Below are 15,091 nucleotides of genomic sequence, written 5' to 3'. Positions count from 1 at the left end.
AATTCCCCTGTCCGTCTGCCTCCGGACGTAGCAGTATGAACACGTTCCAGTTTCGGCGATTCACACGGGCAGGGGAAGTTCGATGGGCAATTTGGACGGTCAGGTCGCATTCATCACCGGAGCGGCGCGTGGTCAAGGGCGCGCGCATGCCGTCAAGCTCGCGTCCGCGGGCGCGGACATCATCGCGGTGGATCTCTGCGCGCCGGTCGCAACGGCGGGGTACGACATGGCCACCGAAGCCGACCTCGCCCAGACCGTCGCCCTGGTCGAAGCTCAGGGCCGGCGTATCGTCGCATCCGTCGCGGACACTCGCGACCTCGATGCCCTGAAATCAGCGGTCGACGCCGGAGTCGAGAAACTCGGCCGACTGGACATCGTGATCGCCAACGCGGGAATCGCGGCGTCGGCGAAATTGTCCTGGGACCTGAGCGCCGAAGAGTTCCGCGAGCTGATGGACATCAACGTCACCGGCGTCTGGTTGACGACCAAGGTGTCGATTCCGCACATCATGAACGGCAATCGAGGTGGATCCATTGTGTTGATCAGCTCGATGGCCGGGCTTCGAGGCGTGCCGGGGATTGCACATTACTCCGCGTCCAAGCACGCCGTTCGGGGGTTGGCGAAGTCTCTGGCAAACGAACTCGGCTGGGCGGACATCCGAGTCAACTCCGTACACCCGGGCAATGTGCGAACGACGATGATCGACAACGAACCGATGGTTCGTGCGTTCCGTCCAGACTTGGAGAATCCTGTCCTCGCCGATACCGCTCCGATCATGTCGAAGCTGAATCTGCTGCCCCACCCGTGGGTCGACCCCGAAGTGATTGCGGATGCGGTGTTCTATCTGGTGGGGCCGGCCGGGCGCGGGATCACCGGCATCGCGTTGCCGATCGATCTCGGCACCTCGGAAAAATTCGCCGGCGGCTGAAGGCCCGAACTGATGCAGAATTGCCTCTGCCGGATGGGTCTCGAGCACCATCCGGCAGAGGCAATTCCGGCTTGATCAAGCCTTCGTAGCAACAGAACAAGTAGTCGACAACCTCATAGGCGCTCCTCGTCTGGTGTGGGAAAAACCGTTGTGGGATGCGCAACAAACCCAAGACCCAGCGTAGAAGCATTTGGCCGCAAACGCGCGTCATTCGGCACTATTTTTTTGGATTCGGGCATACTGGGCAACGCTCCCACCACGTATTATGGACCCGAGTTCACACTTACAGGGGGTAGGCACAGTGACGGTCAAATACGCCGTAATGGACCCGATTCACGGAAAAGTCGAGATCTCGTTCGATGTCGACACGGGGGTCGTCGACGTCCGAAACGGCAACTCACACGCTCTGTTGACGCGTCGAGTCGATGCCCCGCGCCGTGAAGGCACACCCATCGGAACGCGCGCCGCCGCCGACTTGTTCTTCACTGTCGGTGGCGACGAAGTCGAACTCACTGTCGGCAAAGGGTTTCTGTCCCGTCGCTCGTACTCTGTCTCGGCACTCGTCGACGGCGTGAGTTTGAACTTCGCCCCAGTCGACGACGCGAACAGTGCATTCACCCGCGACGGATTGCGGATCGGGCACTTCTCCAAGAACGAGGAATCCGATCCCAGACAGACCGACGCAGTCTGGTCGAGCACGCCGAGCAACGACGAACTTGTCATCGGTTACGCCCTGGCCGAAGCCTTCGATTGCGGAGCACTCAACGGTGCTTTTGCGTTGATCGAATCACTGGTGCTCGGCGGCGGATAGAGACCACTCAGAGCAGGTGGATTACCAGCAGAACAACGGCAATAGCTGGGAAAAGCATCTGTACGACGGCTGCGCGGGCTTTGTCGGGAGACGAGAGAATCAGCACCAATCCCGCGGCAACCATCGATCCTGTGCCTGCCAGTACGAGGGCAATTCCGACCGACGCGGAGCCGGTCGCCGCAATCACGATGCCGACCGCCGACACGATCGCCAAGAAAAGGTTGTAAAAGCCCTGGTTGAAGGCGAGCGGCTGCGTGGTGATCGCCTCTTCCTCGGACTTCACGCCGAACGTGGCGCGGGTCTTCGGGGCCGTCCAGAGAATCGATTCGAGGACAAAAATGTACACGTGCACTGCTGCGGCCAGTCCCGCGAAGATGTAGCCGGCGACGTTCATCGGTGAGCTCCTGTTGCTTCGAGTGAATTCTGTATCGTTCGGTCCAATATATACTGGACCAAACGATACAGAAAGAGCGAGGCTTTGATGGGCAGATCACAAGAATTCGACACAACAGCCGTGGTCGCTGCCGCTTTGGACGTTTTCTGGGCACGCGGATACGAAGGCGCCTCACTCGGCGACCTCGAATCCGCGACGGGGCTGAGTCGGTCAAGTCTCTACAACTCGTTCACCAACAAGCGCGGATTGTTCGACGCCGCCGTGCAGCTGTACCTCGAACATGTCATCCGGCCACGTCTGCGCAGCCTCACGACAAATCCCGGGGCAGACGCCGTCGACGACTACCTTTCCTCGCTTGCGCACGCGATCGGCACCATGACCGCCGACTCACCTCGGCGCGGTTGCCTACTTCTCAATACGGCTGCCGGACTCGGCGCGCACGACGATGCGGCGGCCGCAGTGATCCGCGCGTACCGCCGAGAACTCGCCGACGCGATCAACAGTGGATTACACGCCGCGTTTCCAACCGAGACAGACGCCACGCTCTCAGATCGCACTCGAATCCTTCTCTCCTGCACGGTAAGTGCATTGGTACTCGCACGAGTTGACACCGAAGAGGCCATCGCAACTCTGGAATCTGCGCGCCGACTGAACGCAGAGTGGCAGGGATAATGACCGGAAAGCTCACGCCATTGCCCGCCATCAGGCGGGTAGGCGATGATGCTTCACGTGCCCAAGTTGACCACGCCCGCTATCGCCGCTGGATATCTCCGGGGAATGGACCAACCCTCGATCCGCGTGGGGACTTTCGCGATTCTCCGACCCTGGACCCGCGACGACGCACCGGCCGTCATGGAAGCCTTTCGCGATCCGTCGATTCAGCGTTGGCACATCCGCCGCGCCGACTCGATCGACGAAGCACGGGGTTGGCTCACCCATTGGAGAGACGGGTGGGCAAGCGAATCCGAATGCCATTGGGCGATCGCCGCTCCCGAGACAAATGAACTCCTCGGTCGAATCGCAGCAAAGGGGGTGAATTTGTGGGACGGCACTGCCGAGCTCGCGTATTGGGTGACCCCAGCGGCGCGCGGCCGCGGACTGTGCACCCAGTCTGTAACCGCACTGTCCGAGTGGGCATTCCGCGAAGTAGGGTTTCATCGATTGGAACTCGCACACTCGATCCACAACCCACGATCGTGCCGAGTCGCCACCAAAGCAGGGTTCAGCGAAGAAGGTGTTCGACGAAGCTCCGCCAGGCACGCCGACGGCTGGCACGACATGCACGTCCACGCCCGACTACGTAGCGATCAGCCTTCGGCAACGACCCGCGCCGCGAGGGCAAGCGTCTGATCCACCAATTCCGCAACTCGCTGCGGCACGACCGGTTCGAGGTCGAACAGAATTCGGTAGATGATCGGCGCCACTACATGGTCGACCACCGAATCACCATCCACGCCGGCAGCTTCCGGCCAACGCGCGAGGATCACGTCGATCTGCGTCCGACAGAAGAAGGCACACTTGAACTTCTTCGTACCGTCCGGTGCATGCGTCTGATCGTCGCTCATCAACACGTCACGCAACGAAGCACGACCGACAGGCGCAGACATCTCCTCGAGGTACTCCTGCGCCCAAACCGTCAGATCCCCTCGGAGCGAGCCCGTTTCACGCGGGTCGGCGTCCGGGCGCAATCTCTCGATCGAGACGTCGGCAAAGACTTCGTTGATGTCACCCCACCGCCGATAGATGGTCGACGGGGTCACTCCCGCATCGGTCGCGATCATCGGCACCGTGATCTCGGCTCGATCACGCTGTTCCAACAACTTGCGCGCCGACGCATGCACGGCCTGTTGGATGCGCGCACTACGGCCACCGGGGCGCGGACCTGCGGACGGACTCATAAATCCAATACTAACGCAAAGATGTTGCATTAGGCTACGGCCAGGCGTAGCGTCCCAAACGCAAAGTATTTGCGTTTGAAGTCTTCACCACCCGCACGGGAAGCGCTACGACAATGACAACGACCGTTTCACCACAGACCGAGAGCACTTCACGCCCACGCCTTGGGCGAGGCGTCGCTTTCACACTCATCGCCGTCATCATCGCCACGTTCCTGGGCGCATCCGCGACCCCGACACCGTTGTACGAGCACTATCAACAGTTGTGGGGATTCTCCTCGCTCGCGTCGACGCTCGTGTTCGGCATCTACGCTCTCGCATTGCTCGCCACGCTCCTGACCGCCGGATCCCTGTCCGATCACATCGGCAGGCGCCCGGTCCTGCTCGGAGCACTCGCGCTCGAGGCAGTCTCGCTCGCGCTGTTCGCCTCGGCCGACGGTTTGACCATCCTGCTCATCGCCCGGGTCGTACAGGGTGTTGCCACCGGCGCTGCAATCAGCGCTCTGGGTTCGGCATTGATCGACCTCGAACGCACTCCGGGCCGAGGATCGATCATCAACAGCGTCGCTCCGACGATGGGGCTTGCAGTCGGAGCAGTGGGTTCGAGCCTCATCAGCGAGCACCTGCCCCGGCCCACCAGCACTGTCTACCTGGTCCTTCTCGTGCTTGTCATTCTCGAGATCTTCGGAGTATGGGCCGCTCCCGAGACTTCGGGCGGACGCCCCGGAGCCTGGCAGTCCCTGCGCCCCACACTGGCCGTTCCTCGTCAGGCGCGCACGATGATTGCCCTGACCGCACCGTGCCTGATCGCGGTCTGGGCGCTGGGAGGTTTCTACCTCTCACTCGGACCTGCATTGGCGCGCAACGCACTTGACGTTCACAGCTCCCTCATCGGTGCCGTCATGGTCGCAACACTGACAGGATTCGGAGCGGCAGCAGTACTCACCTTCCGCAAACTCGGCGGCCGGACCGTGATGCTGATCGGAACCACCGCCTTGGTGCTCGGGGTGGCCGTCACACTCATCGGTGCTGAAACATCCTCTGCCGTATTGATTCTGGTCGGTACGGCTGTTGCAGGTATCGGCTTCGGAGCAGGATTCCAAGGAACTATCCTCACCGTCATGCCGCTGGCCGAGAACCACGAACGCGCGGGTTTGTTGTCCACCGTCTACGTCATCGCATATCTGGCCAACAGTCTTCCCGCCTTGCTGGCCGGCTACCTGGTCGGCAAGGTCGGATTGGTGGATACGACGCGTGGCTACGGAGCACTCGTCATGGTGCTCGCGGCGGCCGCACTGATCGGACTGCTGGTCACCGGCGAGCGAAAGGTCGAAGCCGTCTCGGTGTCGGAGTAGGTGTCCCCCGATCGGTGGACACACCGTTCCGCCTGCACAGGGTCCGGGGAGTGGACATACGACATCGATCTGCTCCGACATAGTTGTCTTCGAGAGAGCCAACCGAACGCTCACCCGGACAAAGGACACCGACGATGACGAACCCACGCTACGTAGTTGCCGCAATCACAGCTCTGGCCGCCGGCGCCCTCACTTTGGGATTGAGCGGAATCGCCAGTGCCGGAACCCTTCCCACAACCGGCAACAGCATCACGATGACGATCAGCAACGACACCGAACAGACAATTCATCTCGAAGGCGCCGACAACCCTTACGGACAGTGGATGCAGAGCCCACGCCAGTCGCTCGCGCCTCACGAGACCGAGATCGTCACGGCATACAACCAGGACCCGCGCGGCCTGACGGTCGACGTCGTCTATTCCACTCCCGACGGCGGACAAGCAGTCTTCATGGCCAACGACTATCCGCAGTTCGACACCGACGGAACTCGCACCACCGACCCTGATCACTACTTCATCTCGAGCTACATCGACGGCTACTACCGGAACCTGAGCGTCGGGTACCACCTCAGTGTGGTGTGACTGCAGCAGTCGTCATAAGTAATCCATCTGCCACTCAGACGCACTTGTTCTTGGACATTCGTCCGGCGCGCGGGGATTGTTGAACGCAGCCCCGCACGACCAGGCACACGCCCCGCTGCCGGTGGCCCGAAAATCAACGGGAGAGGGAAAACCACAGTGCGACTACCCAACCAGTTTCTGATCTACGTCAGCGATGCCGCCTCCGCAGCAGCGTTCTACGGCGAATTGTTCGACGCGAAGCCTGAGGTCCTCAGCCCTCGGTACATGACCTTCGACCTCGGCGGCGGTGTGGTCCTTGCACTGTGGAGCGGCAAGTCCCGCGACCTCGATCCCGCGACACCGCGCAATTTCGAAGTCGGCATCTTGGTCGACGGTGGGAGCAACGAAATTCGGGCGATCCACGACGAGTGGGTGGCCAAGGGAGTCGAGGTCGTCGAAGAACCCAACGAAGATGTCTTCGGTCTGACGTTCGTCATTTCAGATCTGGACGGAAACCGCGTCCGCGTAGCGCCCGCAGATCACTGAGCACTCAGCCTTTGATCTCGCCGTACCGGCGCAAGGCCTCCTCACGCTCGTGCGCGTGATCGACGATCGGGTCCGGGTAGTCGACTGGGCGCATCGCCTTCAACGAGTGGACGGCCTTCCCGGGAACATCGCGAAGTTCGGGGACCCACCGACGGACGTATGTGCCGTCGGGATCGAACTTCTCCCCTTGCGTGATCGGGTTGAAGACGCGGAAGAAGGGCGAAGCATCCGTACCCGACCCGGCAGTCCACTGCCACCCGTGCTGATTGGAGGCCAAGTCACCGTCCACCAGTTGCGACATGAAGTACCGTGCGCCGCGCCACCACGGAATGTGCAGGTCCTTCACCAGGAATGACGCGACGATCATTCGGACCCGATTGTGCATCCAGTTCTCGGCGGCGAGTTGCCGCATGCCGGCATCCACGATCGGGAAGCCGGTCTTGCCTTCACACCAGGCCGTGAAGGCGGCGTCTGCGTCGACTCCCCCGTCGTGACGTAAACGGTCGAACTTGTCGTCGTAGTTCTTCCGCGCGCTGTCGGGGCGCTGAAACAGGATGTCTGCGTAGAAGTCTCGCCAAGCAAGCTGGCGACGGTACGCCTGAGCGCCGTCTCCGAGTCGCTTGGAGAGATCTGCCAACATGGTTCTCGGATGAATCGTGCCGTACTTGAGCGGGATCGACATCCGACTCGTGGTGTCGAGGTCGGGTCGATTTCGTTCGTCGTCGTACCGGTCAAGATCGTTCTCGCAGTATTCTTTCCACTGTTCGAGCGCACCGGCCTCACCGACGACATCGCTGACGGTGCCGGACGGCGCGGGGATACTCACCCGGCGCGGGCCACCGTCCTTCTCGCTCGGATCGAACCAACGGACCGTCCCCGCATCGGTCGACGCGGGGCCCCGCCAACCATGTTCCATCCACTGACGGAAGTACGGCGTGAACACCTTGTACGGATCACCGTCCGCCTTGGTGACGCGTCCGGGCGCCACGGCATATGGTGACCCGGTGGCGATCAACTCCACCTTCTCGGCCACGGCCGCGTCGCGCCGTCGGCCGTAGGGCCCGTAGTCGGCACTGATGTGAACTTCTTCGGCGCCAACGGATTCCGCCACGCGGGGCACCACGTCTGCCGGATCACCTCGAACAACCATCAATCGTCCGTCGAGCTGGTCGTCGAGTGCCGACAAGTTGGCGAACAGTTGATTCTGGCGGGGTGAGCCTGCCGGTCCGAGCAACTTCTCGTCGAGGACGAACAAACCCAACGTCTGTCCGCCGGCATCCGCCGCTGCAGTCAGAGTCGGAAGATCACCGACCCTCAGATCGCGTCGAAACCAGATCACAGAGTTACTCACCCAGTCGAGCCTACCGATCAGATCTCAGAACGCATCCCACCGCGCGGGCCGCCAGTTGCGCCGCTCTTTCGACTGTCGGTTCGGAGGTGAGCCCGAGCAGTCGCCGCCGGTGCTCCTCCCCGAGCAGCAAGGTGTACAACTGATCCGCGCACAGCGCAGCCTTCTGGCCGTGCTGATCGATCAATATCTTCTCCAGAAAGGCAATCGACTTGGCCGGGCCGGATTCGTAGAACGCTGCGGCCAATTCAGGGAACTGCACTGCCTCGCCGATCATCATGCGGTGCAGCGCAATCGAGTTGTCGCTGTGCAGGGCGATGACGATGTCCACTGCAGCGGCGAGCAGGTCGGACTGGCCCTCGCCGGCATTGTCGACGTACGCGTGCTGACGCGCAACCGCAGCTGCAAAGACCGCAGACTTGTCGCCGAAGTAGCTGTACACGGTGCGCTTGGCGACGCCGGCCACCGTGGCAATGCCCTCGATGGTAGTTCGGGCGAACCCGACATCTCGAAACGAGTCGACAGCGACGTCGAGAATCTCGTTGCGTCGTTCGGCGCGCTCGGCGTCACTGGTTCTCCCACGTCTGCGCGGTTGCTCCATCAAGTCCCCTGTTACCGTGCCGGTAAATTAATGCTACGTTGACGTTTCATTAATTCGAATACTACAGGAGCACTGCATGACCGGACAACGACTCGTCCACGTCGCTATCGCCGACGACTGGGAAGCATGCAAGCGTTTCGGTGAGTACGAGGTCTCGACGCGCGGAATCAGTTACGACGAGGCAGGATTCATTCGCGCAACGACCCCGGACGCACTCGCTTCGGTGCTCGATCTGGTGTTCGGCGACCTCACATTGCCGCTGGTCGTCGCCGTCATCGATCAGGACGCTCTGACCTCCGCGGGCATCGACGTCGAATGGGAGGCGGAAAAGCCCCGAATCCTCCGACCTCTACCGATGGACGAGGACACCGTGGTCGCCGAACTGGCCGTGGAACGCGTTGACGGGGTCTGGCCGATTCCCGACCTGACCCCGTACGCAAGCTACGCCGGCTAGACCAGCGCAGCCTCCGGTTCGATAACCGGCGCAGACGCCTTCTTCCGGCCGGCAGCCACGCACAGCGCGATCCCGACGGCAATCCAGCACACCAGCACCAGAAGTGGCGTGGTGGCGCCATGGCCGTCGAAGAACGCCATCGAACGGACGGATGCTCCTGCGGCGCCGGGTGGGAGCAGCTGCCCCAATGCGCCCCAGCCTGCGGGCAACCACGCGGCAGTTGTCGCCATCCCCGAGAGTGGGTTTCCGATGAACATCATCGTGACGGCGCCCAACGCGAACCCCTTCATCCCGAGCAGGGATTCGAGCCCCAAAATGGGAAGCGAGATGGCCGAAATACCAACGGCGAGTGTGAGCGCGGTGAGCAGGTAGTTTCCGTCAAGGCTGCTGGTACCGAACTGCAGAATGGCAGTCAGGGCAAAACCCGCGACAACCGCGACGCCGGCAGCGCCCAACACTCGCTTGACAATGCTGCGCGGAAACAGCTGCACGAGAACAACAGCAGGCATGATTCCACCGAACACCAAGGGCAAGGCCAATGCCGTGAGCCCAGCACCGGTCGGGTCGTCCGCCGTCAACGGCACAACGTCTTCGACGGGAACCTTCACCCCCGAACTCTCCGCGAGCCCACTGGCCAGACCGGTCAAGGTTTGGGCGATCGGGGTTCCGCCTGCGGTCGCGATCAACACGTGAGGACCGTTGGCATCAACGGCGATTCCGCCGACCACGTCGCGATTCCGAATCGCGTCACGCAGGGCGTCGGCGTCAGCGAATTCTCGAGTATCGAAGGCGCCTTGCTTACTCGCCTCGAGCGAGGTGCTGATCTGTTCGGTTGCCGCAGCTGGACCGGTGATGCCCAACTTCAGTTCGTGCGGGCCACTGTTGACCGAGGGCAGTACGAAGGCAAGCAGCATCAGCCCGATCACGGCGGACAAGCCCAACACCACAGCCACCAACTTCTTGCGGTCCCGTGCTTCGACGTCGGCGTTCATAACTACCCTCCCTAAGTGGAAGTTTTTCCTCCACTATTTGTGGAAGATATTCCTCCGGTTATGATGAACTGTCAATACCGGAGGTGGATGTGCGAGCCGATGCACGTGAACGCAGAAACGCAATAGTCGACGCCGCACGAGCGGTGTTCACCGAGCGCGGGCACGACGCGCCGCTCGATGCAGTCGCAGAACTCGCGAAAGTGGGCATCGCCACGCTGTATCGAAACTTTCCGACGCGCGAGGACCTCGTGACCGCCGTTGCCGTCGCAACACTGACCGATGTCCGCGAGGCTGCCGACATCGCACTCACGGCAATGTCCACCGATCCGATAAACGCGTGGCACACGCTGGTGGACCGCCTCGTGGAACTGCGCCTGGGTGCGCTCATTCCTGCACTGGTGGAACGCAGTTTCACCGAGCTGGCGCCCGAAGTTCTGGCGGTGCGTGAGGTGACGAAAACGAAGATGACCGCGACGATCGGCGCCGCTCAGAGCGCCGGACTGGTTCGCGCCGATCTGCAACCGCTCGAATTCGTAATGGCTCTGGCCAAACTGACGCGCCCGCAAATCGAGTTGTCCGACGAGGCCATGCCGAACCTGGTCCCGCGGTTGGTCGCGGTGTTCATGGCCGGTCTGCGTCCGGACGGTACCGACTTGCCGGTCTGATCGGCGAAACCCGACGTACCAGGCAAGGCACAATGGGGCTGTGACCGAGATACCGAAAATCCTCGTAGTCGACGACGACGCAGACGTCCTGACCTCACTCGAACGCGGATTGCGGCTCTCGGGATTCACCGTACTGACGGCGGTGGACGGCGCCGACGCGCTCCGAGTGATCTCCGACAAGCGACCGGACGCGGTAGTCCTCGACATCAACATGCCGGTGCTCGACGGCACCGGTGTGGTGACGGCGCTTCGTGCCGCCGGCAACGAAATCCCGATCTGCGTGCTCAGTGCGCGCAACTCGGTCGACGATCGCATCGCCGGGCTCGAATCCGGTGCAGACGACTACATGGTCAAACCGTTTGTTCTTGCCGAACTGGTTGCCCGGATCCGCGCAATGCTCCGTCGCAGCAACACTCCGGCCGGCGATCACTCCGAGGGTACGAATACCCTGCGGGTCGGAAACCTCGACATCGATCTCTCCGGTCGCCGGGTTCGTGTCGACGGCAAGGAAGTACCGCTCACCAAACGCGAATTCGAGCTACTCGAAGTGCTCGCACACAATTCCGGCATCGTGCTCACTCGCGAACGTCTCCTCGAACTGGTGTGGGGCTACGACTTCGTCGCCGACACGAACGTCGTGGACGTCTTCATCGGCTATCTGCGTCGAAAGTTCGAATCCGGCGGTTCACCTCGTCTGCTGCATACCGTTCGCGGCGTCGGGTTCGTGCTTCGGGAGAACCCGTGAAGCGTCGCCGCTTCTCACTACGAACTCGCGTTGCCGCGGCCGCGGCACTGGGGGCGACGTTCATCGTCATCGCACTCGGTGTGGTCGTTGCACTGGCTATCGCACGAAACAATTTGGCGCAGTTGGACCGTCGATTGGAGACGGCATCGACGGTCATCGTGGCCAATGCGGCTACAGCGGGACCTTTTCTCGGCGCGTTCGGAGACGGCGGCGCCTTTTCCGTGACCATCCGCTCCGACACCGACGGAACCGTCAAATCCAGTACCCCGACGCGACTGCCCGAACTACCGGTCGGCTCGGCGACCGTCGACGTGGACGGTACGAAGTACCGGGCATATACCGCCGAGGCCGACGGGATCAATGCCCTTGTCTCGCTGGCGGTTCCCTATGCCGAAGCGCGAGACATCACAGTCGACCAACAGCGACAGGTTGCGTTCTTCGGCGTCGGGGCCGTAGCGGCCGCAGCTGCGTTGGGATGGTTGTTCGGTGGCCCGGCGGTGCGCCCCCTCGTGGAGTTGACCCGCCGGATCGCCAGGCGCGATCCCGATCTCGCCACCGAGGTTTCCGGAATCCGTGAAGCGGACGAGCTTGCCGCAGCAGCAGAATCGATGCTCAGCGACGTCGCTCGAGCGCAAGCCGCAACCAACTCCGCCCTTGCCGCCGCCCGAGATTTTGCGTCCGCCTCGGCTCACGAACTCCGAACTCCGTTGACAGCAATGCGAACCGACATCGAAGTGTTGTCCATTCACGACCTCGATCACGAACAAAGACGCGAGATCCTCACAGATCTGGCCCGCGCGCAGGGCCGCGTCGAGTCAACTCTGAGAGACCTCGAGCGCCTGGCGAAGGGTGAACTCTCGACGGCCGAGGATTTCAAGGACACCGATTTGACCGAGGTCTGCGACATCGCCGCCGACGACGCACGCCGACATCATCCTGGGCTCGACGTCGGCGTCGTCACGGTGGATTCCCCACTCCCCTATTGCATCCGGGCCCTTCCCGGCGGAATCCGGTTGATCCTCGACAACGCGATCACCAATGCAGTCCGCCACGGCGGCGCGAGCGCGGTGCGCATCACCCTCGCTCGCCCGGCCGATTCACCAGACACCGTCACGATCACGATCGACGACAACGGTTGCGGAATACCGGCCGAGGAACGCTCGAGCGTGTTCGAGCGCTTCACTCGCGGATCGACGGCAGGCAAGACAGGCTCCGGTTTGGGCCTGGCGCTGGTGGCGCAGCAGGCGGCCCTGCACGGCGGACGGACGACATTTCACGACAGTCCACTCGGCGGGGCTCGCCTGCTGGTCGAACTCAGGGATCAGCCCGGACCCGAATAGCCCTTCAGGTCTCGATCAACTGGCCGATCCCCGACGCTGTCACTTCGATGACCCGAGCCGAGCCGATGTCGAAGAACAGTCCGGCGATACGCAGGCGACCATCCACACGGGCCTGACCGACGAGAGGATGGCGTTCGAGAGTCTGCAATTGGACTGCGACATTGACCATTCCGAGCTGATCGACCTCCGAGAAACCTGCCTCGGCCGCAGCACGCGCGACCGGATGGCCACTCGTATAGGCCTGCAAGCTCGTCTCCGCATGCCGCAGCCATTCACCGACGACTCCCGATTCCGACGGACCGTTGGTCAGGAGTGCTTGCATCGCGCCGCAGCCCGAATGTCCGCACACGACCACCGAACTGACACCCAACTCGTCGATCCCGAAGGCCAGTGCCGCTTCCACCGACGTATCGCGGCCGCCGGCAGGAACCAGGTTTCCGACATTGCGCACGGTGAACAGGTCACCGGGGCCACTGCTCGTGATGATGTTCGGCACCACTCGCGAATCTGCGCAGGTGAGGAAAAGGGAGTCGGGGTTCTGCCCGTCGCGCAACTGATCCATGTGCGGCCGTATCGCTTCGGCGCGATGGCGATGATAGTTGGACACCCCGTCGAGAATGGGCCGCAAGGCCGGCGGGCTGCTCAGATTCCTCCCCGAAGCCTGTGGTTGCCAACTGCCCCACGGCGCGAGCAAGCCGCGCAGGTCGGTGACTGCGGCGCCGCGCTTCGGCGGACCGGTGGTCGCGCTCTCCATACTCACCGAGCCGACTTCGTCGATGATCACCGAACCACCTGCCAACTCGTACTGCCTCGCCCACTCTTCGATGACGTCGAAGACGGCATGGTCGAGGAAGTCGACTGACAGCTCGACGGTGACGTCCGACCGCGGTGGGATTCCGGCGAGCACCGACGTCAGCTTGGGCAGCACCAGGAAGGTGCACGAGCCTTCGACCAGGACGCGCCACTTCCCGGAATCGTTGTCGCCCAACTCTTCTGCGGTGACAGTTGCGCGGATGACACGCCACACCAGGAGGGCGATGGCCAGCGCCAACCCGATCAGGACGCCCTCGAGCAGATTCAAGAACACGACGCCGACCACCGTGATGCCGTACACCCACAGATCACCGGTCCGTCGCGCCAACCGAATGTGCGCCAGCTTGACCAGTTGAATACCGATGACAATCAACAGTCCGGCCAATGCAGACTTCGGAATCTGCTGGACCAACCCGGCGAGCGCAGCCGAGAACAGCAGAATCCACAGGCCGTGCATGATCGACGACGCGCGGGACTTCGCCCCGGCCTCGACATTGGTCGCACTGCGCACGATCACCCCGGTGACCGGAAGGCCGCCGATGGCCCCGGACACCATGTTCGCGGTGCCCTGGCCGAGCATCTCGCGATCGAAGTTCGACCGCGGGCCCGAGTGCATCTTGTCCACGGCCACGGCCGAGAGCAGACTCTCCACACTGGCGATCAGGGCGATGGTGAGGATGCCGGTTGCGACGCCGAGCCACTGGCCGTCGGGCAGAGCGGGGAGGCCGATCGAGTCCAGCAAAGATCCGTCGAGAGCAATACGCTCGACGTCGATCGGCAGCGCCAGCGAAGCGAGAGTTGCCAATACGATGCCCACCAACGCCGCCGGAACCTTGCGGACACCGGCAGGGAGATAGCGCCACCCGAGAAGGGTGGCGATGACGACGAGTCCGATCATCAGGTCCTCGACATGCAAGGCACCGATCTGTGCGGGCAACTGCCGTAGATTGTCCAGCGCCGAGCTGGCCGAGCTTCCACCCAACAACACGTGAACCTGTTGTAGCGCAATGGTGATGCCGATACCGGCGAGCATCGCATGCACCACCACTGGAGCAATAGCCAGCGCCGCACGGGCAATTCGGCTGAGCCCGAACACGATCTGCAGAATTCCGGCGCCGACGGTGATCAGGCAGGTGACTTTCCACCCGAACTTGCCGATCAGTTCGGCGACCACCACGGTCAGGCCGGCTGCGGGACCACTGACTTGCAGCGGTGAACCTCCCACAGCTCCGGCCACCACTCCGCCGACGATTGCGGCGATCAGACCTGCCATGATCGGCGCCCCGGAGGCGATCGCAATTCCCAATGACAGGGGAAGCGCCACCAGGAATACGACCAGCGACGCCGGCACGTCGTATCTGATCAGTTGCTCGAGATATCGCCTGCTTCCACCACCCGGCGGAGACGAATCCCCCACGACGCTCTCGTCTGCGGATGATTGTGCGTGCACTACGGACTGCGTCGACATAGATCTCCTCGCCGGACCCCGGATCCGGCTGCTGGGCAACATGTTCGAAGCGAATCGGCGATCGGTATCGCCGATCGACTGTGACCATGGTAGCCGCGATTCCTTACCGTTCCCTTAGATGCGAGCCCAGACGTGGTCGACGTCACCGCCGCCCGGCACTGTGACTCGAACCTGAA

17 protein-coding genes are annotated in these 15,091 nt (G+C 62.5%); 11 read left to right on the top strand and 6 right to left on the bottom strand.

What is annotated here, in order from left to right:
* The first annotated feature begins 82 nt into the window (after nucleotides 1-82).
* Both G9U53_RS19895 and G9U53_RS19890 read left to right on the top strand, forming a co-directional pair.
* A complete protein-coding gene (locus G9U53_RS19895; RefSeq protein WP_165639099.1) occupies nucleotides 83-928 on the top strand; it encodes a mycofactocin-coupled SDR family oxidoreductase in 846 nt (281 codons plus the stop codon).
* A gap of 301 nt (nucleotides 929-1,229) precedes the next feature.
* A complete protein-coding gene (locus tag G9U53_RS19890; RefSeq protein ID WP_235808376.1) occupies nucleotides 1,230-1,739 on the top strand; it encodes a hypothetical protein in 510 nt (169 codons plus the stop codon).
* 7 nt (nucleotides 1,740-1,746) lie between these two features.
* Here G9U53_RS19890 and G9U53_RS19885 read toward each other — a convergent pair whose 3' ends face one another.
* Nucleotides 1,747-2,133, bottom strand: a complete 387-nt coding sequence (locus G9U53_RS19885) for a DUF1304 domain-containing protein (protein WP_003939752.1) — start codon at nucleotides 2,131-2,133, stop codon at nucleotides 1,747-1,749.
* A gap of 87 nt (nucleotides 2,134-2,220) precedes the next feature.
* Here G9U53_RS19885 and G9U53_RS19880 point away from each other — a divergent pair, with 87 nt between their 5' ends.
* Nucleotides 2,221-2,805: a TetR/AcrR family transcriptional regulator gene (locus G9U53_RS19880; RefSeq protein ID WP_165639098.1), complete on the top strand. Its 585-nt coding sequence runs from the start codon at nucleotides 2,221-2,223 to the stop codon at nucleotides 2,803-2,805.
* A gap of 57 nt (nucleotides 2,806-2,862) precedes the next feature.
* A complete protein-coding gene (locus G9U53_RS19875; RefSeq protein WP_165639097.1) occupies nucleotides 2,863-3,483 on the top strand; it encodes a GNAT family N-acetyltransferase in 621 nt (206 codons plus the stop codon).
* On the opposite strand, the gene G9U53_RS19870 is transcribed toward G9U53_RS19875, so the two are convergent.
* Entirely contained in the window at nucleotides 3,441-4,031 is a 591-nt protein-coding gene (locus tag G9U53_RS19870) for a TetR/AcrR family transcriptional regulator (protein WP_050654696.1), read from the bottom strand. The two genes, G9U53_RS19875 and G9U53_RS19870, sit on opposite strands and share 43 nt — an antisense overlap.
* A gap of 113 nt (nucleotides 4,032-4,144) precedes the next feature.
* On the opposite strand from G9U53_RS19870, the gene G9U53_RS19865 reads away from it, so the two are divergent.
* The 3 genes from G9U53_RS19865 to G9U53_RS19855 all read left to right on the top strand — a co-directional run bounded on the left by G9U53_RS19865 (nucleotide 4,145) and on the right by G9U53_RS19855 (nucleotide 6,489).
* Complete coding sequence (locus G9U53_RS19865) at nucleotides 4,145-5,383, top strand: MFS transporter (protein WP_063315920.1); 1,239 nt, start codon at nucleotides 4,145-4,147, stop codon at nucleotides 5,381-5,383.
* 134 nt (nucleotides 5,384-5,517) lie between these two features.
* Nucleotides 5,518-5,964: a hypothetical protein gene (locus G9U53_RS19860; protein ID WP_054800647.1), complete on the top strand. Its 447-nt coding sequence runs from the start codon at nucleotides 5,518-5,520 to the stop codon at nucleotides 5,962-5,964.
* A 156-nt stretch (nucleotides 5,965-6,120) separates the two neighbouring features.
* Nucleotides 6,121-6,489 (top strand): VOC family protein, encoded by a 369-nt coding sequence (locus tag G9U53_RS19855; RefSeq protein ID WP_003939994.1) that lies wholly within the window; start codon nucleotides 6,121-6,123, stop codon nucleotides 6,487-6,489.
* 4 nt (nucleotides 6,490-6,493) lie between these two features.
* On the opposite strand, the gene G9U53_RS19850 is transcribed toward G9U53_RS19855, so the two are convergent.
* Complete coding sequence (locus G9U53_RS19850; protein ID WP_165639096.1) at nucleotides 6,494-7,840, bottom strand: deoxyribodipyrimidine photo-lyase; 1,347 nt, start codon at nucleotides 7,838-7,840, stop codon at nucleotides 6,494-6,496.
* A 10-nt stretch (nucleotides 7,841-7,850) separates the two neighbouring features.
* Nucleotides 7,851-8,438 (bottom strand): TetR/AcrR family transcriptional regulator, encoded by a 588-nt coding sequence (locus tag G9U53_RS19845; protein ID WP_064073988.1) that lies wholly within the window; start codon nucleotides 8,436-8,438, stop codon nucleotides 7,851-7,853.
* A gap of 76 nt (nucleotides 8,439-8,514) precedes the next feature.
* On the opposite strand from G9U53_RS19845, the gene G9U53_RS19840 reads away from it, so the two are divergent.
* Nucleotides 8,515-8,892 carry a DUF952 domain-containing protein gene (locus tag G9U53_RS19840; RefSeq protein ID WP_064073987.1) on the top strand — a complete coding sequence of 126 codons (378 nt, stop codon included), beginning with the start codon at nucleotides 8,515-8,517 and terminating at the stop codon, nucleotides 8,890-8,892.
* Here the strand turns inward: G9U53_RS19840 and G9U53_RS19835 are convergent.
* Nucleotides 8,889-9,884, bottom strand: a complete 996-nt coding sequence (locus tag G9U53_RS19835; RefSeq protein ID WP_165639095.1) for an ABC transporter permease — start codon at nucleotides 9,882-9,884, stop codon at nucleotides 8,889-8,891. The genes G9U53_RS19840 and G9U53_RS19835 overlap by 4 nt on opposite strands.
* A gap of 89 nt (nucleotides 9,885-9,973) precedes the next feature.
* Here G9U53_RS19835 and G9U53_RS19830 point away from each other — a divergent pair, with 89 nt between their 5' ends.
* Genes G9U53_RS19830 through G9U53_RS19820 form a run of 3 tightly spaced genes read left to right on the top strand, consistent with a single transcriptional unit; the run spans nucleotide 9,974 to nucleotide 12,634 of the window.
* On the top strand, nucleotides 9,974-10,549 hold the full coding sequence (locus G9U53_RS19830; protein ID WP_007733449.1) for a TetR/AcrR family transcriptional regulator: 576 nt from the start codon (nucleotides 9,974-9,976) through the stop codon (nucleotides 10,547-10,549).
* A gap of 40 nt (nucleotides 10,550-10,589) precedes the next feature.
* Entirely contained in the window at nucleotides 10,590-11,294 is a 705-nt protein-coding gene (locus G9U53_RS19825) for a response regulator (RefSeq protein ID WP_003939853.1), read from the top strand.
* Entirely contained in the window at nucleotides 11,291-12,634 is a 1,344-nt protein-coding gene (locus G9U53_RS19820; protein WP_003939972.1) for a HAMP domain-containing sensor histidine kinase, read from the top strand. Before G9U53_RS19825 ends, G9U53_RS19820 begins: the two co-directional genes overlap by 4 nt.
* A gap of 4 nt (nucleotides 12,635-12,638) precedes the next feature.
* Here the strand turns inward: G9U53_RS19820 and G9U53_RS19815 are convergent, their stop codons facing one another.
* Nucleotides 12,639-14,915, bottom strand: a complete 2,277-nt coding sequence (locus G9U53_RS19815; RefSeq protein WP_064073985.1) for a bifunctional SulP family inorganic anion transporter/carbonic anhydrase — start codon at nucleotides 14,913-14,915, stop codon at nucleotides 12,639-12,641.
* Between the last annotated feature and the right edge of the window lie 176 nt (nucleotides 14,916-15,091).

Origin of the sequence: Rhodococcus sp. D-46 (genome assembly GCF_011290655.1) — a bacterium.
GTDB classification, from domain to species: domain Bacteria; phylum Actinomycetota; class Actinomycetes; order Mycobacteriales; family Mycobacteriaceae; genus Rhodococcus_F; species Rhodococcus_F qingshengii.
This window is presented reverse-complemented; position numbering and strand designations above follow the sequence as displayed.

What these genes read in the sequence shown, in the direction of transcription:
- G9U53_RS19845 (WP_064073988.1), bottom strand. Translation starts at nt 8,438, where the DNA reads ATGGAGCAACCGCGCAGACGTGGGAGAACCAGTGACGCCGAGCGCGCC.
- G9U53_RS19835 (WP_165639095.1), bottom strand. Translation starts at nt 9,884, where the DNA reads ATGAACGCCGACGTCGAAGCACGGGACCGCAAGAAGTTGGTGGCTGTG.
- G9U53_RS19815 (WP_064073985.1), bottom strand. Translation starts at nt 14,915, where the DNA reads ATGTCGACGCAGTCCGTAGTGCACGCACAATCATCCGCAGACGAGAGC.
- G9U53_RS19870 (WP_050654696.1), bottom strand. Translation starts at nt 4,031, where the DNA reads ATGAGTCCGTCCGCAGGTCCGCGCCCCGGTGGCCGTAGTGCGCGCATC.
- G9U53_RS19880 (WP_165639098.1), top strand. Translation starts at nt 2,221, where the DNA reads ATGGGCAGATCACAAGAATTCGACACAACAGCCGTGGTCGCTGCCGCT.
- G9U53_RS19895 (WP_165639099.1), top strand. Translation starts at nt 83, where the DNA reads ATGGGCAATTTGGACGGTCAGGTCGCATTCATCACCGGAGCGGCGCGT.
- G9U53_RS19840 (WP_064073987.1), top strand. Translation starts at nt 8,515, where the DNA reads ATGACCGGACAACGACTCGTCCACGTCGCTATCGCCGACGACTGGGAA.
- G9U53_RS19885 (WP_003939752.1), bottom strand. Translation starts at nt 2,133, where the DNA reads ATGAACGTCGCCGGCTACATCTTCGCGGGACTGGCCGCAGCAGTGCAC.
- G9U53_RS19860 (WP_054800647.1), top strand. Translation starts at nt 5,518, where the DNA reads ATGACGAACCCACGCTACGTAGTTGCCGCAATCACAGCTCTGGCCGCC.
- G9U53_RS19865 (WP_063315920.1), top strand. Translation starts at nt 4,145, where the DNA reads ATGACAACGACCGTTTCACCACAGACCGAGAGCACTTCACGCCCACGC.